Source organism: Actinobaculum sp. 313, from assembly GCF_003073475.1.
Taxonomy (GTDB): domain Bacteria; phylum Actinomycetota; class Actinomycetes; order Actinomycetales; family Actinomycetaceae; genus Asp313.
In genome coordinates, this window is the sequence record NZ_CP029033.1 from 203,243 (window position 1) to 224,767 (window position 21,525).

18 protein-coding genes and 3 tRNA genes are annotated in these 21,525 nt (G+C 60.6%); 13 read left to right on the plus strand and 8 right to left on the minus strand.

Annotated features, from left to right (window positions below):
* Positions 1 to 147: 147 nt before the first annotated feature.
* Positions 148 to 843, plus strand: coding sequence for an MgtC/SapB family protein (locus tag DDD63_RS00840; protein WP_108714784.1), 696 nt, complete (start codon positions 148 to 150; stop codon positions 841 to 843).
* Positions 844 to 936: 93 nt separating this feature from the next.
* On the plus strand, positions 937 to 1,275 hold the full coding sequence (locus DDD63_RS00845) for a hypothetical protein (RefSeq protein ID WP_108714785.1): 339 nt from the start codon (positions 937 to 939) through the stop codon (positions 1,273 to 1,275).
* 33 nt (positions 1,276 to 1,308) lie between these two features.
* Here DDD63_RS00845 and DDD63_RS00850 read toward each other — a convergent pair whose 3' ends face one another.
* The 4 genes from DDD63_RS00850 to DDD63_RS00865 all read right to left on the minus strand — a co-directional run bounded on the left by DDD63_RS00850 (position 1,309) and on the right by DDD63_RS00865 (position 3,350).
* Positions 1,309 to 1,782: a hypothetical protein gene (locus DDD63_RS00850; RefSeq protein ID WP_125482385.1), complete on the minus strand. Its 474-nt coding sequence runs from the start codon at positions 1,780 to 1,782 to the stop codon at positions 1,309 to 1,311.
* A 58-nt stretch (positions 1,783 to 1,840) separates the two neighbouring features.
* Positions 1,841 to 2,338, minus strand: a complete 498-nt coding sequence (locus DDD63_RS00855; RefSeq protein ID WP_108714787.1) for an ImmA/IrrE family metallo-endopeptidase — start codon at positions 2,336 to 2,338, stop codon at positions 1,841 to 1,843.
* A gap of 161 nt (positions 2,339 to 2,499) precedes the next feature.
* The gene (locus tag DDD63_RS00860; protein WP_108714788.1) at positions 2,500 to 3,144 is read right to left on the minus strand and encodes an RpiB/LacA/LacB family sugar-phosphate isomerase; all 645 of its coding nucleotides are present in this window, start codon (positions 3,142 to 3,144) and stop codon (positions 2,500 to 2,502) included.
* A 112-nt stretch (positions 3,145 to 3,256) separates the two neighbouring features.
* Positions 3,257 to 3,350, minus strand: a tRNA-Ser gene (locus DDD63_RS00865).
* A gap of 344 nt (positions 3,351 to 3,694) precedes the next feature.
* On the opposite strand from DDD63_RS00865, the gene DDD63_RS00870 reads away from it, so the two are divergent.
* From DDD63_RS00870 to DDD63_RS00880, 3 genes are all read left to right on the plus strand, one after another.
* A complete protein-coding gene (locus tag DDD63_RS00870) occupies positions 3,695 to 4,297 on the plus strand; it encodes a DUF3060 domain-containing protein (RefSeq protein ID WP_164505394.1) in 603 nt (200 codons plus the stop codon).
* A 262-nt stretch (positions 4,298 to 4,559) separates the two neighbouring features.
* Positions 4,560 to 5,318 carry a response regulator transcription factor gene (locus tag DDD63_RS00875; protein ID WP_108714790.1) on the plus strand — a complete coding sequence of 253 codons (759 nt, stop codon included), beginning with the start codon at positions 4,560 to 4,562 and terminating at the stop codon, positions 5,316 to 5,318.
* A 142-nt stretch (positions 5,319 to 5,460) separates the two neighbouring features.
* Positions 5,461 to 6,399 (plus strand): HAMP domain-containing sensor histidine kinase, encoded by a 939-nt coding sequence (locus DDD63_RS00880; protein WP_240611309.1) that lies wholly within the window; start codon positions 5,461 to 5,463, stop codon positions 6,397 to 6,399.
* 340 nt (positions 6,400 to 6,739) lie between these two features.
* Here the strand turns inward: DDD63_RS00880 and DDD63_RS00885 are convergent.
* Positions 6,740 to 6,828: transfer RNA gene (locus tag DDD63_RS00885), tRNA-Ser, on the minus strand.
* 344 nt (positions 6,829 to 7,172) lie between these two features.
* Entirely contained in the window at positions 7,173 to 7,628 is a 456-nt protein-coding gene (tadA, locus tag DDD63_RS00890; RefSeq protein ID WP_108714791.1) for a tRNA adenosine(34) deaminase TadA, read from the minus strand.
* Between the two features lie 216 nt (positions 7,629 to 7,844).
* Here tadA and upp point away from each other — a divergent pair, with 216 nt between their 5' ends.
* The 3 genes from upp to DDD63_RS00905 all read left to right on the plus strand — a co-directional run bounded on the left by upp (position 7,845) and on the right by DDD63_RS00905 (position 10,519).
* Entirely contained in the window at positions 7,845 to 8,483 is a 639-nt protein-coding gene (gene upp / locus DDD63_RS00895; protein WP_108714792.1) for a uracil phosphoribosyltransferase, read from the plus strand.
* A gap of 235 nt (positions 8,484 to 8,718) precedes the next feature.
* On the plus strand, positions 8,719 to 9,597 hold the full coding sequence (locus DDD63_RS00900; protein ID WP_108714793.1) for a DUF5926 family protein: 879 nt from the start codon (positions 8,719 to 8,721) through the stop codon (positions 9,595 to 9,597).
* A gap of 133 nt (positions 9,598 to 9,730) precedes the next feature.
* Positions 9,731 to 10,519, plus strand: a complete 789-nt coding sequence (locus DDD63_RS00905) for a glycosyltransferase (protein ID WP_108714794.1) — start codon at positions 9,731 to 9,733, stop codon at positions 10,517 to 10,519.
* Here the strand turns inward: DDD63_RS00905 and DDD63_RS00910 are convergent.
* Complete coding sequence (locus DDD63_RS00910) at positions 10,491 to 13,067, minus strand: hypothetical protein (RefSeq protein ID WP_108714795.1); 2,577 nt, start codon at positions 13,065 to 13,067, stop codon at positions 10,491 to 10,493. The two genes, DDD63_RS00905 and DDD63_RS00910, sit on opposite strands and share 29 nt — an antisense overlap.
* Positions 13,068 to 13,413: 346 nt before the next feature.
* Between DDD63_RS00910 and pheA the strand changes: the two genes are divergently transcribed.
* A complete protein-coding gene (pheA, locus tag DDD63_RS00920) occupies positions 13,414 to 14,382 on the plus strand; it encodes a prephenate dehydratase (RefSeq protein WP_108714797.1) in 969 nt (322 codons plus the stop codon).
* Between the two features lie 75 nt (positions 14,383 to 14,457).
* Here the strand turns inward: pheA and DDD63_RS00925 are convergent, their stop codons facing one another.
* Positions 14,458 to 15,642 (minus strand): diacylglycerol kinase family protein, encoded by a 1,185-nt coding sequence (locus DDD63_RS00925; RefSeq protein ID WP_108714798.1) that lies wholly within the window; start codon positions 15,640 to 15,642, stop codon positions 14,458 to 14,460.
* Positions 15,643 to 15,811: 169 nt separating this feature from the next.
* Here DDD63_RS00925 and serS point away from each other — a divergent pair, with 169 nt between their 5' ends.
* From serS to DDD63_RS00945, 4 genes are all read left to right on the plus strand, one after another.
* On the plus strand, positions 15,812 to 17,089 hold the full coding sequence (gene serS, locus DDD63_RS00930; protein ID WP_108716583.1) for a serine--tRNA ligase: 1,278 nt from the start codon (positions 15,812 to 15,814) through the stop codon (positions 17,087 to 17,089).
* 2 nt (positions 17,090 to 17,091) lie between these two features.
* Positions 17,092 to 18,108, plus strand: coding sequence for an HAD family hydrolase (locus DDD63_RS00935; RefSeq protein WP_240611310.1), 1,017 nt, complete (start codon positions 17,092 to 17,094; stop codon positions 18,106 to 18,108).
* A 190-nt stretch (positions 18,109 to 18,298) separates the two neighbouring features.
* The gene (locus tag DDD63_RS00940; protein WP_108714799.1) at positions 18,299 to 21,214 is read left to right on the plus strand and encodes a DMT family transporter; all 2,916 of its coding nucleotides are present in this window, start codon (positions 18,299 to 18,301) and stop codon (positions 21,212 to 21,214) included.
* 68 nt (positions 21,215 to 21,282) lie between these two features.
* Positions 21,283 to 21,370 (plus strand) — tRNA-Ser (locus DDD63_RS00945).
* Positions 21,371 to 21,525 lie beyond the last annotated feature (155 nt).

The following is a 21,525-nucleotide window of genomic DNA, read 5'->3' on the forward strand; positions in this document are numbered from 1 at the left end:
GATAATGCTGCTATGCGGTTGGCAGTCGCATGCGAGGTGCGACGGCTACTGGAAGTTGTGCTTGGTCAAGAAACGCATCGCGGCGGTGGAGGAGTGATCGTCCCGAAGCCCTGCGAGTGGTAGGACGTCCAGTCAAGGAGGTGCCAGATGAATCTATTTGATCTACCGGCCGCAGAGGAATTGGTCTCAGCGCTTTTCGTCATGCTCTTCTGTGGACTGATCGGCGTGGAGCGGGAGGTTCGCCGCAAAGACGCCGGGATTCGCACGCATATCCTCGTCGGCTTGGGAAGCTACCTGTTCACCTTAGTGTCGCTGTACGGGGTTCCGGAGATGCTCACGGGCAACCTGCGTTGGGACGCCTCGCGGATCGCCTCGCAGATTGTTTCCGGCATTGGTTTCATCGGCGCGGGCGTCATCTTCTTCGAGCACGACAGCGTGCGAGGCCTCACCACCGCCAGTGCGATCTGGGTGGCTGCCGCGATTGGTATGGCGTGCGGTGTCGGCATGATCACCATTGCCGGGCTGGTCGTAGTTCTTTATTTCATTGTGATCTTGGCTGTTGCTCCGTTGGTACGCCATCTGTTGCATCGGGGCTCAGATGGAACCCTGCGGATCACCTATCTCGATGGCTGCGGGGTGTTGCGCTCTCTGCTCTTGGAGGCGACCGGCAGGGGATTCGAGACAATGGTGACGGCGAGCCGACAGGTTGATCGCGGTGGGCGGAAGGACGTCGTCGTCGATCTGCATGTGACAGGTGGAAAAAATGTGCCGGAGCTTGTCACGGCCCTCTCGATGCTCGACGGCGTCGTTGGTGTCGAATTGCTGGAGGATCCGGAGAGATGAGGTGAGGTGTAGTGGAGCCGGGCCGGATGCCGTCACGTCTACCACGGTGCAATCCTGCTCGGGGAATCGGAACCGCATGGAAATGAGGGAGAAATGATCGGAAAGTACACTGTTGTCACACTCTGCGGCAGCACGCGCTTTAGAGAGGCGTTTCTGGAGGCGCAGAAGCGACTGACTCTGGCGGGCAATATCGTCATCAGCGTAGGTTTGTTCGGCCATTCCGGCGACGACGAGGTCTGTGAGGGGATGCCCGAGGACACCCGCACGAAGACGAAGGAGATGCTCGACGACATGCATAAGCGGAAAATCGACATGGCCGACGAAATCTACGTGATCAACGTGGGCGGCTACATCGGTGCCAGCACGGCCTCGGAGATCGAATATGCGCGGCGTGCAGGGAAGCGAGTTCGTTACCTGGAAGGCTGGCGCTAGTCCCCTAATTCGGGGCGATGCAGGGCAAACGGACTAGGTGTGGCTTTTCCCTTGCCCATTGGCCTGTGGAAACAGATGCCGCGTGATGATGGCCAGTAGGCCAATCACCTGCGCAGCACTACCAACAATCCAGGTACTCAGAGCCGTTGCCGATATGGCAGAAGCACGGCACGTGTAGATGATGATTAGAACAATGTTGGTGAAGGAGAGCGCAAAGACGATAAGTAGGGTGACCCAGAAGAGCCATTTTCGCCACGCGGTGTTCTGAGTTGTTTGTTCTGCCTCTTGTTTTCGGATTGCAGCCTCTTGTTCGCGGATGTCTGCGTCTGCATTAGCAAGCCGCGAGCCGGCAGAATCGTCTGGGGAAACAGGACCCTGAGTTTCAGTCGCCTCTTTGCCGGGCCTCAGGCAGACATCGTCGCTGGCCTGTTCTGTCTCCCATGAACTTGGATCGACAGGCGGGTTCTTAATTCTGGGATTGTCGGGTTTACTGAGGTTGCGGTCCAAGGGGACATCGTTGATGCCGCACAACTCGTCCCAAGAAGTGGGGTCCGCGTGCCCCTGATCATCCCCGGTCAATCGAAACCCCTAGATTTCGCGCTCTGTTCCTGGCTGCTGTAGGCGTGACGCCAAATCTACGTGTTAGGCGGTCGACTGTAAGTCCATCATCAACGGCATCAATGAACTCCTTGGTTGGCATTAGGAGGTAGGCTGCGAACCATTCGGCAAACCACTCATGCGCGTCTTTCGGTTGAGAATCGTCTCGGTGGTCCACGAAGGAGTACTCATCGTCCTCCTGGATACGGCGTTCGAACCAGTGTCCAAGTTCATGAGCACATGTATAGTTTTGCCGCCGATCGGGTTCGTCAACGGCTAGGTAGATCTCAGCAGGTTTACCCTGCTCTTTCACGATCCGGCCTGATTCGCCTTCGGGCAGAACCGCAGTATAAACATTCATTCCGAGAGCCACGGCAATTTTGACAGGATCCACCGGAAAAACGCCGTCCCAATACTTAGCGCGGGCCTGTTCGGCTTCGTCGCGAGCACGGTCTTTGATCAACATCGTCTACACCTGCCTTCCGTTACGGCTCTTGTGTCAATGGTAAACGCTTGCTCCGACACAAATTGTTTCATTTGTGGGTTCAAAATGCGGTACCGCCGACTAAGACACTCTTCAACTGTATAAAGGCGGCTGCAATGGCAGATCGGCTGCGATGAGGAGCCTTAGACCGGCTCGAATTCACGCACCAGTTCGACGACGGCGTCGTCGCGGCCGTTGGCGAGAATATCTTCGCGCACGGCGGGCCAACTGAGCGCGCGACGCATCAGTTCAGCGTCGTACTGGGTGAAGGTCTCAACCATGCTCCGCTTGGTGATGGTGTTGAGTCGTTTGCACATGCGAGTATCGGCAGCCTTCCTTTCCGCATCCGTGGGTGGATATCCGCCACCGAAGTCGCCGTCGAAGAGCTTGTCGAGCGTGCATTGCAGGTTGATCTCGCCAAGCCAGCCGAAGTTCAGGCCAAGCGGTAGCGAGATGGCGTTGCCGTCATTGATTCGTCCGAAAAGGAAGGCGTCCTGTGGCGTCTGCACGAATCCGCAGATGACGGAGGGAAGACTGTTGCACGCGAGCATCATTCCTTGACCGGAGGAGCAACCCGTCACGACAAAGTCCACCGCACGACTGGAGAGCAGCAAACTGACAGCCGTGGCGGCATCGATATACGAATAGGGGTGGGCGTCCTCGTGGTGCAGCCCGAAGTTGATGACGGCATCGTTGCGATTGTTACGCTTGATCGCGTTGACGGTGCAGCGATACAGAGTCTCATTCTTGGAACGCTGCGACGCGGCCTGAATAACGCCGATTCTCATGCGGATGGCCTTTCTGGGTTATAGGGGCTTAAGGCCCGGATTGTTGGGGTCGTTGGTCACGGGCTGTAAAACGTTGATACCCCGCCGATTGCTCGACGGGGTACCGTGCCTCTGGCGGAGACGGCGGGATTTGAACCCGCGAGGGACCTTTCAGCCCCTACCTTCTTAGCAGGAAGGCGCACTCGACCGGACTATGCGACGTCTCCAAGTAGTCCAAGAATAGCGTGATGCGCCCCCGCCAGTCCACCTAGGGGGTGTATTCTGCGCGACGTGGGAGCATTTGTGCTGGTCAGAGGCTATACATTGCTGGTCAGAGCCTATGCGGCGAATGTCGCCAAGTTGCGACAGCCATGCGACAAGACTGCTAAATCCGGTGTGTAAGCTCGATTGTGCAACGAGGGAACTCGCGACCTGCTCGTTCGAACGAACAAGCAGGTTTGATCTTCTCTCACCCAACTCAGGGGCCCTGGGCTGGGTGGCTGAATACTCGGCCGCTTGCTCAGCAGAACCCGTAGGGCATCACCGCCCGAATACAAGAAGGATAAAGATCATGACTCGACAGCTTCCACGCAAGCGTTTACTGCAGGGCTTCGTGCTCCTCGGCGGATTCGCCCTGATTGCCACGGGGTGCTCCACCAACGTGAGTGACGATGCCAAGGATACCCAGACAACGGTTTCCTCTGACACGGGCACAACCATCAAGGGTGACAACGTGCAGACGACGGAAATCGATGGCGATGTTACCAACGTGGATAACGGCTATGACGACGCCGACGACGCGGACAATGACACCACCGATGTTCCCGATGCGGCGGATACACGTGACATCACCGACCCGGAGTGGTTGGAGGCGGCCGCTTCTTCCGAGAAGACAATTAATGGTGGTCCATCGGTCAATATCACCGAGTCTGACACCGTCATCACCATCAAGGGTGATTGTGAATCACTCAATATTCTCGGTGCGAATGTGACAGTGTTGGCCGAAGACATATCGGTCCTCAGTATCACAGGTAGCAATGTGAAAGTGTTTGGCGAGGAAATCGGCACCGTGCAGTTCACAGGCTCAGACAACACCATTGTGTGGTCAGATGTTTCCGAGCCGACTGTCGGTTCTGAGCTTGGCACGAATAACACTATCCGGCGGGCTGAGTGACGACGCTTCTGCCTCGTGAGGTTCATGAAAGCGCTCGCGGGGCAGCGAGTCGGCTCTGCGGTCGACCACACAACTAACGCCGGCCCGCCCAACTGGTGCAGGCGCACAGAAGTAATGTGTGGGCGCAAAGGTAGTGCGGGCCCAACGCGTCAGCTGTGCGCGACCGCAGCAGCAACTACTAGGTGTGGCTGAGAGGAATGCACTCCTCCCAGCCACACCTATATGATGAGCACGATATCGACATTTCCAAGCGAGGGGCGCAATGTCCGTGAATACAGGTGCACCGCGACGGGCGGACAAGCCGGTCGTTCTTCTTGTCGACGACGAGGCTGCTATCACCGACGCGCTCGCTCCGTACCTCGAGCGCTCTGGCTTCACTGTTCACATAGCTGCCAACGGTGAAGAAGGCCTGGCATGCCACGAGGAGCTGGGACCGGATATTGTGGTCAGCGATGTCCTTATGCCGGTTATGGACGGTCGAGAAATGGTTCGCCGTATCCGCAGCCAGGGTGGGTGGACACCGGTTATTCTTCTTACCCAAATCGATGTCTCCTACGAGCGATCTGCCGCCCTGGATGAGGGGGCCGATGATTACCTCTCCAAACCGTTCGACCCGCAGGAACTCGTTTCTCGCATCCGGGCGGTATTGCGCCGCAGTGCGAGAAGTGCGGGCGTTGGAAACAACGCGCCCAAGCCGCTTTCGGCAGCGGAGCGGTTGGTATGCGGCGAACTTGTGGTGGACCGCACGGCCCGCCGGGCTTACCTTGGCGAACGCGAGTTGGTACTCACCCCGAAGGCATCTCTAGTGCTGGACTACCTCATGACTCACCCGAATGAATTGCATACCCGTGAGCGTCTCTTGGCAGCACTGTGGGGTATCGACTTCGTGAGTTCGACGCGGGCAGTCGACCATCGCATCAGGGAAATACGTCGAGTTCTTGGGGATGACCCAACACATCCGCAGTACATCGAGACTGTTCCCTCCGTCGGCTATCGCTTCATTGGGAAGGTGCACTCGTGAGAGGCGCCTTGCATTCCGGATTCAGTGCTTCACTGCGGCACAGGGGCGGGCGTGATCGCACCCTCGCTTTGGTGGCGCCCGGCTCCGACACGACACGGCGGAGCCTACAGAGGAACGCACAGCGAAGCGGAAGGAACCTGGTATGAGCCAACAATCGACGCATCCCATGGCGCCGTCGCGCCGCGTTCCACGTGTACGAATGATCTTGCTGTGCCTCCTTCCCGCGTTGGTGACGGCGGTAGGCGCTGTTATGTGGTACCTGTCGGGTGAGCGACGACGCCTCAATATCTCGATCACTTTTCCCGGTCTGCTCGCGGAACTCGGGATAATGACCAGCCTGTTGATAGTCGCAGTCGTCGCGATCCGGTGGCGATTCCGGGAACATTTTCAACAGGGATGTGTGGCAGGAGAAGAAGCCCGCCGCGTCGCCCACCGGCAGTTCCTGCAGCGCCTCGACCACGAACTGAAGAACCCGCTCACCGCCATGCGTGCCGCGGCAAGCGGGGAGGACTCCGCACAGAGCCGGGCCATTATCGACACCCAGTCGCAGCGAATGAGTCGGTTGCTGACGGATCTGCGCAAGCTCTCGGACCTGGAAACCGCTCCGCTGAGCATTGAGGATGTTGATATTGAGGAAACGACTCGCGACGCCGTTGCAGCAGTCGAGCAGGAATTGGCGGCTCGCGGGGAGACGCGTGCTTTCGATGTGACTTTCCCGGAGGCACCCTGGCCGTTGCCGACGGTGCGCGGCGACGGCGACCTGTTGTACTCGGCGATCTACAACCTTGTATCCAACGCCGCAAAATACACCGACGAAGGCGCCGTGATTGAGATACGCGGCAGCCAGCGGCAGGGAACTGTGACACTGGAGGTGGCAGATACCGGAATCGGTATCCCGGCGGAGGAAGTGCCTACGGTGTGGGCGGAGCTTTCTAGAGCGGCGAATGCGCGCAGTCGCCCCGGCTACGGATTGGGCTTGGCGTTGGTACAGACGATCGTGTCGCGGCACGGCGGCAGCGCCGCATTGAGTTCCAGACTCGGGGTGGGGACAAGCACCGTGATCACTTTGCCTATCAGCTAGACAGGGCGGCGTCAGTTGGACGTGGACGGCCCAGTTTGACGGGCTGGCGTCAATCAGGTGCGGGAGGCATCAGGCGCGAACGGCATCAAGCAGGCATTGACGGCCAGCTAGGCGCGAACGGCATTTGTTGTCAGACGTGGGGACCAGTTAGACGGGCTGGCGTGACGGCGGTACGTTGGTGAAGGGGCACTTACCTGACCGTCATTCCCGTTTGCATGACAGTTCGCCGTCTCAAACCGCACTGGTCTGGCGGCGTCGCACACCACGACGCGGGAGAGACTCGCAATCCTTGATGGTCCGAGATAAACGAATGCCGGAATTCCAACGGAATCCCGGCATGTGGCGGTAGCGGCGGGATTTGAACCCGCGGTGGCTATTAACCACACAGCATTTCGAGTGCTGCACCTTCGGCCGCTCGGACACGCTACCGTCATGTATTGTACAGAACAGGCAGGGAGCGTGCGAGTCGCAAGCCGTTGCAATAGCACACATTTTCGTCTCGCTGCGACTTCATACGGTTGCATCAGTATGGCTGCGAATTTCGTACGGCTGGAGCCGATATGGTTGTGGATTCCCTCAGTTGAAGGTAGTCCGGCCCGCTGTTTGAGCATGGCTGTGGTTTCGTGACCGGCGGATGGGTGTGGCGTGCGTGCCGTGGTGTGGCGGAGTTAGTGGGCCGCGCGCTGAACGGCCAGAAGGGTCGGGGCCGTCTGGCCAGATGCTGATTGCCAGACGGCGTAGGATGTGGCGCTGTGGGCCGGAAGGCGTGCCTGTTAGGTGTCCGATCTTCCGAAAAAAGCACGCAGCAGCGCAGCACACGCTTCTTCGCGGATCCCTCCGACCACCTCAACCTGGTGGTTGAGGCGAGGGTCGCGCAGCACATCGCGCACAGATCCCGCAGCGCCCGCCTTCTGATCCCAGGCGCCGAAAACGACTCGTCGGACTCGCGCCAAAACAATCGCACCCGCGCACATCGTGCACGGCTCCAACGTTACGTATAGTTCACAGTCATCCAAGCGCCACTGGCCGATGGTGTTGGCCGCCTGCCGAAGGGCGTTGATTTCCGCGTGGCCCACGGGATCGGCGTGGGCCTCCCGAGTGTTCCACCCGCGCCCAATAACCTCGCCATTGCGGACCACGAGAGCGCCAACCGGAATATCGCCGCTCTGTTGTGTGCGTTGGGCGATTGACAGTGCCTCGCCGATCCATGCTTCTTCCAGCTCATACATCACGGCCAGCCTACCGGTTTCCAACGGGCCGAGAACCTCGACGAGGCAACGCGGTCCGTTCGTACGGCAGTGCGTGTGTTCGACGTCGTCGTACGGCTCGGTCGACTTGATAAGTGGCGGTCCGGCGGCGATGGCCGTGCCGGATTTCTTCGACGTCGTACTAGTGGATCATTCGACGTGGCAGCGCAGTCCCCTCCTCGCTGGTAAGTTTGAGCTATGCGTACCCAGATCATTGAGCACCCATTGGTGGCACACAAACTGACTCTTCTGCGTGACCAGAACACCCCGTCGCCGGTGTTCCGTCAGCTCGTTGATGAACTGGTCACACTGCTTGCCTACGAAGCAACTCGGGACGTGAGTGTGGACGCCGTTGACATTACGACTCCGGTGGCTCCCACGACCGGCGTGAAACTGGCAAAACCACGCCCGATGGTCGTTCCGATTCTGCGCGCAGGTCTGGGAATGCTGGAAGGCATGGCAAAGCTTCTGCCGACGGCCGAGATCGGATTCCTGGGAATGAAGCGCGATGAAATGACGCTGGAGGCCATTACATACGCGAACCGTCTACCCGATGACCTCTCCGGCCGCCAGTGCTACATCCTCGATCCGATGCTTGCCACCGGGGGTACGCTCGTCGCCTCGATCAACTACCTGCTGGAACGCGGGGCACGTGAAGTGACCTGCGTGTGTATCCTAGCCGCTCCTGAAGGTATCGCGGCCGTCGAAGCGGCCGTTGGTGACCGCGCCGACGTCTCAATCGTCGTCGCCGCAGTTGACGAGGGCCTGAATGAAAACAGCTATATCGTTCCCGGTTTGGGTGATGCGGGCGACCGTTTGTACGGCGTCGTAAACTGACGGGCGAATGGTGAATTGAAAGCAACTGGGTTGTGCACTCGCCACCGCGTCGTGAACCTACAATCAACTCGTTGCCTGGCCCCGAATCGTTAGTGAACGACTCAGGGGTGAGTTAATGACCGGCACGTGGCTTGAGTACCGAGTCGCGAACTGCCGTTTGGGGTGCGCCGACCGGGGCACGCCGCTTGGGACGCGAACCACGGACCGAATCTCGAACAAACGACGAAGGAAAGCAATGTCGAAGAAGAAGCGCCGCAATACCCGACAGAACCGAGCATCAGCAACCACTAAACCCAAACGCGTTGTTATCCCGTTTGTGGAGCGACCTTTCGAGGGTCTGCCGCTGGAAATGGAATTGGTTGCCATGCGGGAGATTCTGCCGCTGGCCACCGTGGACGTGCGAACCACTGAGGAATACGGTAGTGCCCAGCTGACGCTGGCGAGTATCCTCCCCGGGATGGCGGCGGCAATTCGCAGGGAGGATGGCGTGCTCCTGGTCGCCATGCAGACCGTCATGCATTCGGGTGATGCGTCCCTCGATATTGCCGCCCGTATTATCGCCGGGCTGGAACTGCAAGCTGGCGAGACTTTCCACATGCCCGAGCAGCCCGAGCCGGGACCGCGGATGCAGGATGTTCTGGACCTGGAGAGCTTCGAGACCTTCACGCTGTATGAGGAGCCAACATTCTGGATGACGCCAGAGGAGGCAGCGAAGCCAGATAATCGAGATGCGCTTCGCTCCTCTCGTGAACAATTGGTGCCGACCGCTGCGGTAGACGGCGTCCCCGGCGCCTACTGGTGCCGCATGTCTCGTGAGTTCCTGCGCTGGGTGCGACCGGAGCCGCGAGACCGTGTACTCGATGGACTGGCGCGCCTGCGTGTGGCAGGTCAATGCACTTTCGACGAGTCACGCTTTGTTGGCGCCTTCCGGGCACAGGGCTTGTTGATCCCGGTCTGGGAGTTGCAGCCCGGCTCGGAGGCCGACGAATTGGTGCAACCTCTAGCGGAGTTTGCCTCTGTGCTCGACGCTGCCATCTCCTCCACGGAACCGTTGACGGCGGACGAGAAGCGTGCACGAGCAGGGATCGTCTCTCGGCAGGTGACATTGCGATAAGCACCTGGCAATACTCCGTTGTTCCTGCACTCACCGGAATGGGCCACGCGCCTGGTAGCTGCGAAGCGGATGGTCATGAACCGGACTGTGTTTCGCGGGATTCCGACCGCCTGCTGCCTATAGGGTAGATAGCGTGACCGAATCTGATCAGAATGTTGCCGTCGTCATCCCCGCCAAAGATGAGGCGGATCGTATTGAAGCGACCATCCGTGCGGCACGCACCATCCCGCACGTCGATCTTGTTGTGGTGGTCGACGACGGTTCTTCCGACAACACGCAGGAGATTGCCCGTGCGGCCGGGGCAACCACCGTGCGTCACTCCGCGAATCGTGGCAAGGCGGCAGCCATGGAAAGCGGAGCCGCCGCCGTCGCCATGCGTGACAGGGAGGGTCATCCCAGCCGCCTTCTACTTTTCATCGACGCCGACTTGGGCGATTCGGCTACAGAGACTGCGCCGTTGGTCGAGCCGGTTGCCCGCGGAGTTGTTGATTGCACGATTGCAGCCCTTCCACCGCAGGAGGGAGCCGGCGGGCATGGATTCGTGGTCGGGCTCGCCAGAACATCAATCGAGCGTGCAACCGGCTGGACTCCGCGCGCTCCACTTTCCGGTCAACGCTGCCTGACCCGTGCAGCCTTCGAGGCGGCACTTCCTTTGGCGGCCGGCTGGGGCGTGGAGGTGGGTATGACCATCGATCTGCTTGTTGCCGGCTATACCCTGCAGGAAGTGGAGTGCAATTTGCGGCATCGCGCTACGGCAAATGATTTGTCCGGTCAACTGCACCGGGCGTACCAGTACAAAGATGTGCGTATCGCGGTTGCGAAGCGGAGGCTACGCCGAGTGCGCGTAGCCGGGAGTCTGCGCCACGGGATACCAGTCGAAGAGTTTCAGCCGTTTAATTCTTTCGAGGTGCCGACGGCGTAGCGCTCCGCGCATCCGCGTACCTCGCGACCAGGGCGGCCCAGAGGGGGATCGCCACAATCGCCCCGAGTGTGGGAACCACGATCCCCGAGTCGTTGATGAAGAATCCGACAGCGAGGGTTGCCCCCACGGCGACTATTGATTCGCGCAGCAATGGCAGGTCACGCCAAGCCGCCATGAAGGGCCCAGTGCGGAAGGATCTGCTGGTGGTGGCATCGGCATCGCCCGTTTGAGGCGTGGCACTGGCCTGCTGAGGCGTGGCACTGCCCTGCGCGCCTTGGAAGTGACGCGACGAGGGGGTGGGATCTCCGACTGCGTCAGCGTGCACGCTCGCGTCCGCCGCTACGAAGGACCCGGAACTTGAATCAGCGGCCTCGGCACGCGACGCGGAGCGACCTCGATGTTGTACATGCACTCGCCAAGCAATAGTGACCACCACCGCGACAATGGCAATGAGAAAGGCCACCACGGTCCAAGGCAGGTTGAAGAACGATTGCGATAGCTTGCGGGAAATGACTTCAAATCCGCCGCCGTCGAGAAGCGACTGAATGAACCGGCCCATATGCGAGCGTTGTTCGGGCGGACGCAGATAGTCGATGAAGGAAAAACCGAGTGACACGGCGAAGCCCGCGCCGAGGATTGCCAACACACGAAGCCATGTCAAAGGAATACGCCAGACGAGGATCGCCAAGAGGGTGAAACCGACGATGAGGGCGGGCGGTCCGCCGAAGTCGGCGCCCAGCGACGGCGACCCATCCAGAAGCACGGACACTGCGGCGACACTGAGCACGACCAGTCCTGCCCGCCGGGGATTACCGCGGCGAATATGCCGTTCAGCACCGTAGGCTGTCACCAGCAGAAGACTAACCGCGAACATTGCGAATGTCGCATTGCTCAGGCCGTAGAAGCGACCACCTACCTGCGGTTGTGTTCCCAGAAGGGATGCCAGCTGCAAGGGATAGCCCGCACCTCCGGTGGCCACAACGTCGATAGCGAGAGTCGCCGCTGTGACGCCAGAGACCACCACCAGCGGTGCCGCAGGATCTCTCCACAGTTTGAATAGGCCTATTCCGGCCATGATGGTCGCGATCAGAACAATGCCACCGAAGAGCCCCAACGCCGGGTTGGCAAAACGCCACCACGGCAGCAGATTCACCAGCAGTGAGGCGGCGGGCAGCGATGCGGTCCATGTGCCGAACTGGATGAGGAAGCGACGTGACTCGACGCCGTCGTCGTAGCGCAGACGTAGCGGGATCAGAATTACCATGATGCCGACACACAGCAACATGACCAGATAGAAGGGGCCGACGAGGGGCCGGACCGTCTGCGAACGGACTTGGTCGTCTACCAGCGTCGCAGCGGCGTCGGCACCCGAGCCGATACTGTCAGAACTCGCAATCAGCGCGGATCCCACGGTGTGTTCCAGGGCGGGGGACTGCGGGTCGATCCAGGTCAAAAGGGTGGGAAGGAGGTCCGTCAGTTGGATGAGGCCAAGTTGCCGGGTCGCGTCAGAACTGATCAACCGCGCCTGAGTAGTACCCGAGGTGTCAATCCGCGGGCCGACAGCCGCAAAAAAGCCCAGTTGTGGTGTGATCTCTTGGCTATCCCCAACCGAGGTGACAATGACGGTTGCATTAGGGCTTACAGCCTCGATTTGCTCCAGCAGTGCGCCGAAACGTGCGTCCAGTGCGGCAATCTCCGCGTCGACGTCGTCGGGAACTTCGGCGGCGGGAGCGAAGGCGGAACGCATTTTTTCAAACGCGGAAGAGGTTTCTGCGGGCTGTGTCGAACCGGTGGGTTCCAGCAACGCGTCGGGGTAGCGGACCGCTCCCAGATCGACAACGATGAGGTCCTTGCCCGCCGCTGCTTCCTTGTAGGCGTCTGCCGCAGCATCACGGGCTGTATCCTGGTGTGGTGCGTCCTCGGTGGAGCCGGGAAGTGGGTCGACATCCACGTAATCGGTGCTTAACACGCCGTCTGACTGAGCGAGGGCCAGTGCGGCCCCGGGACCGATGGCCAGCGCATCTACTCCGGCGATTTCGTCACCCAAAAGGCCAATTTCCGCCTGGTAAGACGATTGCTCATTGGCGTTGCGTAAAGCGCCCCAGCCGGGAATATGAAGTCCGGACTCGGTGTGTTCCGGTGATGGAATAATCTCGCAGGCACCCGTCGCATCGGTGGTGCGTTGACCGGCGCTGAGCGTCAGCCACCCGGCCGCTGGGCAAGTTGTTTCCCCGACCGTCCGCACCACGATATTCGCGTTGCCGGCGCGATCAATGAACTTCCACAAGTGCGGGGTGGTCTCGGCGCTCAAGTTGTTCCACAATACGCCGGAGAAGCCGACGACGACGACGGGTCCGGTGCCAGATGGGCCGTCGTTCTTGGTGGTTGCAGCGGCAGTGTTGGCAGCGGGATGTGTGACGGTGGAAGCGCTGGCAGCGGGATGTGTGACGGTGGAAGCGCTGGCAGCGGCAGCGCTCGCGTGGATGGTCCACAGCAGGAGGGCACACAGAAGAGCCAGTGCGCCATGCCTGAATCGTGCTACGACCATGGATACAGAGTACCGCGAATCCTTTTCCTTGCTGCAGTGGGGTGTCATCGCGCCCGTTGTGGAATAAGGCGGTGCGTCGTGGATCGGGGGCTCCGCGCCCGTGCCAATGTAGCCGAATGGGGCCCATATGTTGTGGGCAAGTGGGTTGTGCGCGGACCATCTGGATTGCTCGCACGGCGAGGCCCATATGACGCGGACAAGCGGGTTTATGGGCTGGACGGTGAAATGCGCGTCGTCGGCACGTTTAAGCGTGTGTGGCTTGTCGTGGCACCGTGCTGCACGAGCACGCCGATGGCGGGTACAGTGATGACATTGCCGCTATACGGGCGGCCTGAGGGAGGTTGATATGGGCGAGCAGTCCGGGTCTCTGCGTTTTTCTTTCCTGGGCCCGCGCGGCACCTTCTGCAATGAGGCTGTCAATCAAGTTGCGGAGAAGGATGCAACGCTGATCCCCGCCGTTGATGTGCCGGCGGCGCTCAACATGGTTCGCGACGGCGAGGCCGATTACGCCGTCGTTCCCATTGAGAATTCCGTTGAGGGCGGGGTGAATGCAACCCTTGACACCCTGACACAGGGCACGCCGCTGGAGATTAAAGCGGAGATGCTGGTGCCCATCCGATTCGCCTTGGCGGCCCGTCCCGGTACGCGACTGGAGGACGTTCACCGTATTGCCACGCATCCGCACGCTTGGGCGCAATGCCGCGGATGGATTGCGGAGCATATTCCCGGTGCGATTCATGTGCCTACCACATCAACCGCCGCCGGAGCTGAGATGCTCGCCTCTGGGGAGGAGACGCCCGGATTCGATGCCGCGCTCTGCCCGGTTCCAACATGTGACATGTTCGGGTTGTCCTCGCTGTCCAACGATGTGGCTGATAATCAGAATGCGATTACCCGCTTCATCATGGTGAGTCTGCCCGGAGCACAGCCCGAACGTACCGGTGCGGACAAGACGACGTTGATGGTGCAGCTGCCTAGCGATGAGGCGGGCGCGCTGCTTTCCATGTTGGAACAGTTCTCAACGCGAGGAGTTAATCTTTCGCGCATCGAATCACGCCCCATTGGGGACGCGCTTGGCAGCTACGCCTTCTCCATTGATGCCGAGGGGCATTTGGAGGACGAACGTATCCAGGCGGTGCTGATCGGTTTGCATCGCGTATGCCCGAGGGTAACCTTCCTAGGTTCTTATCCTTCGGCAGTGGGTAAACAGATACGGCCTCGTCCCGGCACCTCCGATACTGATTTCATTTCGGGACGACGTTGGGTGGCTGGTCTGCTCGGGCGACGAACTCTGCATGAAGGAGATCCCGCGTAGCGCGAAGCACGCTACTGCAAGCTCCGGCAATGCGACCGGCCGTGATGCGACTGGTGGCATTGCAACCAGCGGCTGTTACATCACGCGGACGGCGAGAGCCCCCTCTTCCACCCAAGCGCTGACGTGGCGGGCGAATCCGAGTAGATCGCCATCCGCCTCCACCTGTTCCGGGCGACTCGTCGTTACCGTGACATGCCGGGTTCGGCGCAACTTGATGTTGCCTGCTTCCGGTAGGGCGCCTCGCGTCTCGCCAACGCTTTGCGTTCCCGCCCGCCGGACCAGGTCTCCCCAGCCGATTAGGCCGCCGCGCGTATTCATCACCGCGATATCGAGCCAACCGTCGTCCACGCGTGCCTCGGGTGCGACGACGAAACCGCCGGGAAGGCGGCCGCAGTTGGCGAACATGATCGACCGTGCCTCGGTCTGTACACCGGTATCGTCGGCGTAGCTTGAAGTGTCAGCGCCAGGCGTGCCGTCTCTGCCGGTAATGATTGTGGCGTGCAGGCGCTCGCCGCTCAGATGTCGCAACCCCGAGAATATGTAGGCGATCCACCCCAGGCTGCGTTTGAGCCGTGCATTGGTGTCGCTCATGACCTTGGCGTCGAATCCGATACCCGAAATGACGACGAAGGGAACTGTGCCCTCGAAAGGTACAGCATCGGGTACAGAAGCGGTGAGTTGTGCACGTTCCTCCTGGCTCATGACAGGTGCATTCATCCACCCGATATCGATACGGCGAGTGCGCCCGGTGATCGCAACAGATGCCATATTGCGTTCGGAATCGAGCGGTATTCCGAGATTGCGCGCCAATAGGTTACCGGTGCCGATGGGCATGATGCCCAAGGGGACGCCGGTGCCCGCCAATGCGCCGGCTACTTGACGCACAGTGCCGTCGCCACCGGCTGCAATGACGACGCTCGGATTCAGATCGAGGGCCCTTCGTGCCTGCCCGCCGCCCGCGTCCTGAGCGGTGGTAGGTATCCAGACGGGTTCACCCAGGCCGGCGTCCCCGGCAGTCTGAATGATGATCTCACGAAGGTCATGCAGGTCGTTCGCGCGCAGCGGGTTGTATATGACGACGACGGGTCCCGTTTTGCGGTGTGGAGCATGGCCGTTGCCCGATTGTAACTCGGCGACAGTGTGCTCCAAAGCGCGCAGCCGTGCACGGTCTACTCGCATTGCTTTCCGCATGATCGTAACCAGCGTTGCGAGAATAACCGCCAGTGCCAGCGCGATGATCGAGATCCAAAGCGTGACCATGGAAGTACCTTATCGAACCCATCCGTTCGGTTGGAACTGTGACCGCTACCCGCAGCCGACCAGCGCAGTCCGCCAGGAGCCGAAGGGCGCGTGGTATGAGTAGGTGGGGTAGTCACCAGAAGTTGAAGTGGGGATGCTGGGGGCGCCGAGGCAACGTATCCTTGAGTACATGATTGATATCCGTTTCGTCCGCGAGAATCCTGAAGCCGTGCGCGAGTCGCAGCGGCGGCGTGGCAATGACGAGTCGACCGTTGATGCTCTGCTGGCGGCCGACGACGCCCGGCGATCCGCATTGCAGACTTTCGAGTCCGAGCGAGCGCGTCAGAAGGAACTGTCGCGTTCGGTCGGAAAGGCAAGCCCGGAGGAACGGCCGGTAATTCTGGCTCAGGCCAAGGAACTCGCCGAACGGGTTAAGGCGCTCGAAGCGGAGGCCGCGCGAGCCAACGTGGCATATGAAGAAGCTAATCGAGCCATTCAGAACATCGTGCTGGATGGTGTTCCCGCCGGCGGAGAAGACGATTATGAGGTGCTGCGCCATGTGGGCACCCCGCGGGACTTCGCTGCAGAGGGTTTCGACCCGGCTGATCATCTCGACGTGGCCGAAGGTATTGACGCCATCGACATGGCGCGGGGCACGAAGGTTTCCGGTGCGCGCTTCTACTATCTCAAGGGTGCGGGTGCACGCCTGGAGTTAGCACTGCTGACAATGGCTGCCGATCAGGCGGAGGCCAACGGTTTCACCCTCATGGTCACTCCCACGCTGGTCAATCCGGACATTATGGCTGGCACAGGGTTCCTCGGCGCGCATTCGGACGAGATTTACTATCTACCGGCGGACAACCAGTACTTGGTGGGCACCTCGGAGGTCGCGCTGGCCGGATACCACAAGGATGAAATCGTCGATCTGTCGGACGGGCCGATACGCTATGCCGGTTGGTCATCGTGTTACCGGCGTGAGGCAGGCTCCTACGGCAAGGACACACGCGGAATCATCCGCGTGCACCAATTCAACAAGGTGGAGATGTTCTCCTATTGCCGGATCGAGGATGCGGCGGACGAACATCAGCGCTTCCTCGCTTGGGAAGAGGAAATGCTGCACAAGGTGGAGTTGCCGTACCGCGTCATCAATACCGCCGCGGGCGATCTTGGCTCCTCCGCTGCGCAGAAGTTCGACTGCGAGGCCTGGCTGCCGACCCAAAACCGCTACATGGAGGTCACGTCGACGTCGAACTGCACCACTTACCAGGCGCGGCGGCTTCACGTGCGGGAGCGGACTACCGGAGAGAATCGTATCGCGGCGACGCTGAACGGTACCCTCGCCACGACGCGCTGGTTGGTGGCGCTGTTTGAGAATCACCAGCAGGCCGATGGGACCTTGTACGTTCCGGAGGCACTGCGCCCGTATCTGGGTGGTCGCGACCATATTGCACCAGTTGACAGGAAATGAATGTGGCACTTCCGCTCACCGACGACGCCTACGACTGCACGCCTGCCGATAACCGGAGGACGTATGGCCACGCCGGCTATGCGATGGAGCCGGAAAAGGAGCTGGTCACAGCGATGGCAGAGCTACCGAGTGCCGGACCGGATCTCTTCGTTGCCCTTGATATTGACGGGACGATACTGCGCTACGACACCAGTTTGTCGGAGCGAGTTGCCGGGGCCATCTGTGCCCATTTGGAGGCGGGCACGCATATCACCTTGGCTACGGGCCGTGGGATTCATGCGACAAACCTCGTGCTGGAACAATTGCAGATCAGCCGCGGTGTTGCCGTCTGCTCAAACGGTGCAATTACCGTGGGGGTGGGCGAGCGCTCGCTGCTGCCGGATTCGGGGGAGCCGGTGTCTCTCGTGCGAGAAGTGGAGGTGCCATCGCTCGGTGCGGTCGCGCTGCCGGGTGTGCCTGCCGAGCAATATACGCTGCTGGCGGCTCACACCTTCGACCCACGCCGCCAGGTGCGGTTAATTGGCGAACTGCTTCCCGATGCGCTTATCGCGTTGGAACAACTCGACGGGGCGCGGCTGGTCACGGGAGAGTTCCCGCCCGGAGAATTGACAGGTCCGAGTTATGTGATGTCCCGCGCGGAATTAGAACAGGTTCCCACGGCGACTCGTCTCACGGTTCGCGCGCCCGATATGTCTCCGGCCGAAATGACGGCAGTCATTGAGGAAGCCGATCTCAGCGGTGTGGAGTACGCCATCGGCTGGACCGCGTGGTTGGACATCTCGCCAGGAGGGGTATCGAAGGCGTCGGCACTCGAGGAGATTCGAAGTCGACTCGGTGTAGACCTGCAGGCAACTCTCGCGGTGGGTGACGGCGGTAACGATATCGACATGTTGACATGGGCCGGGGTCGGTGTGGCCATGGGTGGTGCTGCGGATAGTGTTGTTCAGGCGGCAAACGCTCAGACCCGCGATGTGGACAATGATGGACTTGCCGATGTGCTCGAGCTGTTGCTGGACTGATCCGGTGGTTGCGGGGCATGAGTGGAGGTGATCGGTTCCAGTCGGCAGTTGTAGGCAGAGCGTGTCGGCGTACGCTAAGGGATCAGTGCCGGGCTGGAGATGGCTGCTACCAGCCGACAATGGCGGTTTCGCTGCGCGCGAGTCGTCCCGGTGGCCCGAATATACTGGACGCAATCCCGAGGAGGAACGTATGAGGCATCACCCGGCGTACCGTATGCGTGCTCGATACCTCAACCTTCTGCTCCTCCTCTGCGTGTGCCTGACGGGAGCGACTGGATTTGACGGTTTGTCGGCACCGGGTGCTGAAGCTACGCGGGCAGGTTCGCCTCTTTCTACGGCAGCGGTAACCAGAGCTGAGATCGCAGCGCTACCCTCCTCTAAGGCCGCTGCGGGCGGGGACGGGACGTCGGTTCCGGAAGTACCCGCAGGTGTCGAGGATTTGAAGGCGCAAGGCGTGGAGAGTGCGAAGGCGCAAGGCGTGGAGGCCGTGACGCTGGAAAGGCAGCACGTCGTCGTGATCCTCACCGGTGGTTTGCGATGGGATCAGCTCGATGGCGATCTTACGCCGGAACTCTCCGCCTACGCGGCGTCGGGTATTATGTCCAATCTTGTTCCGCTTGCCACTCGCGGGGCGGCGTGCCCGGTTGATTCGTGGCTGGCCATGTCCGCCGGGCGGCAGATTTCGCCGCGCGCGCTTGCAACGCGAGCGACCTGCCCGCGTCCGACCGTGTTCCGGGGCTTCCCCATCCAAAGTTGGGAAGCGTACGAAGACGCTCTGGCTGCTACATCTTCGGAAGGCTCATTGGGGACATTTGGGGCGATTTTGGCCGAGGAGGGTGTGAGCACTCAACCCATTGGAACGGGCGCGGCATTCGTATTGGCGAACCCGGACGGCACGGCGCCGAGAAACTATCAGGTGGCGCCGACGTCGAACATGGAGTTGGCGGCGCTGGTTTCCAGCAGTGCGTCCCAGTACGACCTCACTATCGTTGACGCCGACGCGGAGAGTTACGCCTCCGACGACGAGCGCCAAGCTGCACGTATCGCGGATTTCCTGGAAATCGAGCAACGCCGAGCTGCGGGGCAGGATCCTGATACCACCGAGGGAGGTTCCGAGAATCCGCCGGATGTAGTGGATGGTTCGACGTTAACGCCGCAACGAAGGATCTACTCGGCGATTAACACGCGGCGTGTCGAGGCAATCCTGCGCGATCTTCCTGCAGGAACACGGGTGCTGGTGGCATCGGTGGTTGATATTGATACCACCAGTTACATGCAGCTCCTAGTGGCGGCGGATGTGCCGTCAGCCGAGGCGAGCGGCACCGATGACATGGCGCTGGTGCCCGGGCTTGGATGGAGCGAGTCGGTGCGGCAGGACGGTGTCGTCCAGTTGGCAGATCTCGACCCGACCATTCTGAGTTGGCTGGGAATAACGGACCACAATATTGCCAGTGGCACGCCAATGAGTACCGTGAATCCGGTAGCGGTGCCATGTTCACCCGATCAGGCGTGTTACACGGATCGATTGAGTGAACTAGATGATCAAGCCTTGCATTCGGGCAAGATTCGTACCTGGCGCGGCCGGTTCGTTCATTGGTTGACGACGGCGGCCATCGTGTATTTCCTGGCATCGCTTGTGTTGCTCGCGGCGCCGGTGTATCGGCGTACGCTACGTTTCCGGTGGCTAAGGGAAGCGTGGATGCTTGCTGGGCTGACCGTTGCGGCGGTTCCGTTGGCGAGTTTCATCGTTGACATGCTGCATTGGTGGAATACCGACTCTGCAGAACTGGCGCTTGTGGGTGGCAGCTGGCTATTGGCCGGCGGGATCGGTGTGATTGCACTGAACTTTCAACGCTTGTGGCTACCGGCCCCACTTGTAGTGATAGCGGGGGTGACTGCGGCGTCGCTGACAGTGGATGCCGCTCTCGGTTCGCGTGTGATGGCCGATTCGCCGATTGGTTTTAATCTGTTGACGGCGGCGCGTTTTTATGGCGTCGGAAATGAGGCATATGCGCTGATTGCAGCGGGCACGTTGATTGGCCTCGCCTTCTTGGGCACATGGATTCGAGATCGCGGTGTCGGAGTTTTCCGCGGCAAGTGGGCAGCGGTGCTGACCGTGGGTGCAATTGGTCTTGTCGTTGCGGCGATTGATGCTCTGCCGAGCCTCGGTGCCGATTTCGGGGGAGTGCTATCCTTCCTGCCCGCACTCATTGTTCTTGTGCTCCTTATAGCGCAGACGCGGATTTCGGTGGGGCGCGTTCTTGGCATTGTCGTGGTTACCGGCGGTATTGCGGCTGCTTTGGCGATCGTGGACTGGTTGCGGCCGGCCGAGTCACGCACGCATCTGGGTCGCTTCGTCCAGTTCATTATCGACGGTGAACTAACCGACGTGATTTCGCGGAAGCTGGCGACAAACATCCGCCTATTGTTCGCCTCGACTCACCGCTGGGTGGTGTTGACCGCATTGCTTCTGCTGTTCCTGGCGCTGTTCCAAACGTTGCGACGGCGTCCAGCCTTAGGCGTGGATGGCAAAGCAATCGATCAGAAGTGGCGTCCGGCGTGGTGGAATGGTGCGCGCAACTGGTGCGTGAACATGTGGGGTTGGCTCGGTCCGGTGCAGCGCGTTGCGCGTGCCGACCAGACTTCCGAGGCGGAGCCGATGGGCTCGACGGCGCAGACCGTCGGGGCCGTAGAGCGGGTCACGTCAGTGGACAAGGTGGATGCGGTGCGCGGGGTATCTGTGGACGCTGCGGGCGGGGCACCTGCGGACAAGTCAACGAGCACGGGAGTAAGGGGCTTCGACCTAGCTCTGTCGGAGCGTGTGCCGGCCCTGCGGGATTCCCTGGTGTCGGTCGCCGTGTGCATGGCTTTGGCGCTGTGCTTGAATGACTCCGGCATCGTGTTGCCGGGTATGGCAGCGATTATGGTGGTTCCTCTGCTGGAGGTCCTTGTGTTGCGATATGTGCACGTGCGTGGGAAGAGTGCGCAAGTGCACGCCTTTGGTGGTGGCAACCGTGCGGGAGAGGATGGTCTGTTCGCGGGTGCGGAAGGCATACCTGCCAGCTCATCGCGCGCCGACTCGTACGAGCCGCCTGTTCGTACGTGAGAAAGGCGGCGTGGCTTCACGCTGCGACGGCGGGTAGACTAAGATGGCTATGCCGTCATAGGCATGAAGGAAGGTTGACAGAGCGGCCGAATGTGACGGTCTTGAAAACCGTTGTGCGGTGACCCCGCACCAAGGGTTCGAATCCCTTACCTTCCGCAAAGCGAATGGTGCCCCGCCGCGAAACCGGCGGGGCACCAAGGTTTTACGGCGTAACGCCGGTGTTTCATGGCGATGATGCGGGAAACCCAGGAGGGACTGGAAGGGACCCTAGGAGGGGTACCCCAAAAGGGCCCTGCAACGAGGGCGCGGCA

Bases quoted from the DNA above. Each gene is read 5' to 3' on its own strand.
- DDD63_RS00840 (WP_108714784.1), top strand. From the start codon at position 148: ATGAATCTATTTGATCTACCGGCCGCAGAGGAATTGGTCTCAGCGCTT.
- DDD63_RS00845 (WP_108714785.1), top strand. From the start codon at position 937: ATGATCGGAAAGTACACTGTTGTCACACTCTGCGGCAGCACGCGCTTT.
- DDD63_RS00855 (WP_108714787.1), bottom strand. From the start codon at position 2,338: ATGTTGATCAAAGACCGTGCTCGCGACGAAGCCGAACAGGCCCGCGCT.
- DDD63_RS00860 (WP_108714788.1), bottom strand. From the start codon at position 3,144: ATGAGAATCGGCGTTATTCAGGCCGCGTCGCAGCGTTCCAAGAATGAG.
- DDD63_RS00870 (WP_164505394.1), top strand. From the start codon at position 3,695: ATGACTCGACAGCTTCCACGCAAGCGTTTACTGCAGGGCTTCGTGCTC.
- DDD63_RS00875 (WP_108714790.1), top strand. From the start codon at position 4,560: ATGTCCGTGAATACAGGTGCACCGCGACGGGCGGACAAGCCGGTCGTT.
- DDD63_RS00880 (WP_240611309.1), top strand. From the start codon at position 5,461: ATGAGCCAACAATCGACGCATCCCATGGCGCCGTCGCGCCGCGTTCCA.
- tadA (WP_108714791.1), bottom strand. From the start codon at position 7,628: ATGTATGAGCTGGAAGAAGCATGGATCGGCGAGGCACTGTCAATCGCC.
- upp (WP_108714792.1), top strand. From the start codon at position 7,845: ATGCGTACCCAGATCATTGAGCACCCATTGGTGGCACACAAACTGACT.
- DDD63_RS00900 (WP_108714793.1), top strand. From the start codon at position 8,719: ATGTCGAAGAAGAAGCGCCGCAATACCCGACAGAACCGAGCATCAGCA.
- DDD63_RS00910 (WP_108714795.1), bottom strand. From the start codon at position 13,067: ATGGTCGTAGCACGATTCAGGCATGGCGCACTGGCTCTTCTGTGTGCC.
- pheA (WP_108714797.1), top strand. From the start codon at position 13,414: ATGGGCGAGCAGTCCGGGTCTCTGCGTTTTTCTTTCCTGGGCCCGCGC.
- DDD63_RS00925 (WP_108714798.1), bottom strand. From the start codon at position 15,642: ATGGTCACGCTTTGGATCTCGATCATCGCGCTGGCACTGGCGGTTATT.
- serS (WP_108716583.1), top strand. From the start codon at position 15,812: ATGATTGATATCCGTTTCGTCCGCGAGAATCCTGAAGCCGTGCGCGAG.
- DDD63_RS00940 (WP_108714799.1), top strand. From the start codon at position 18,299: ATGAGGCATCACCCGGCGTACCGTATGCGTGCTCGATACCTCAACCTT.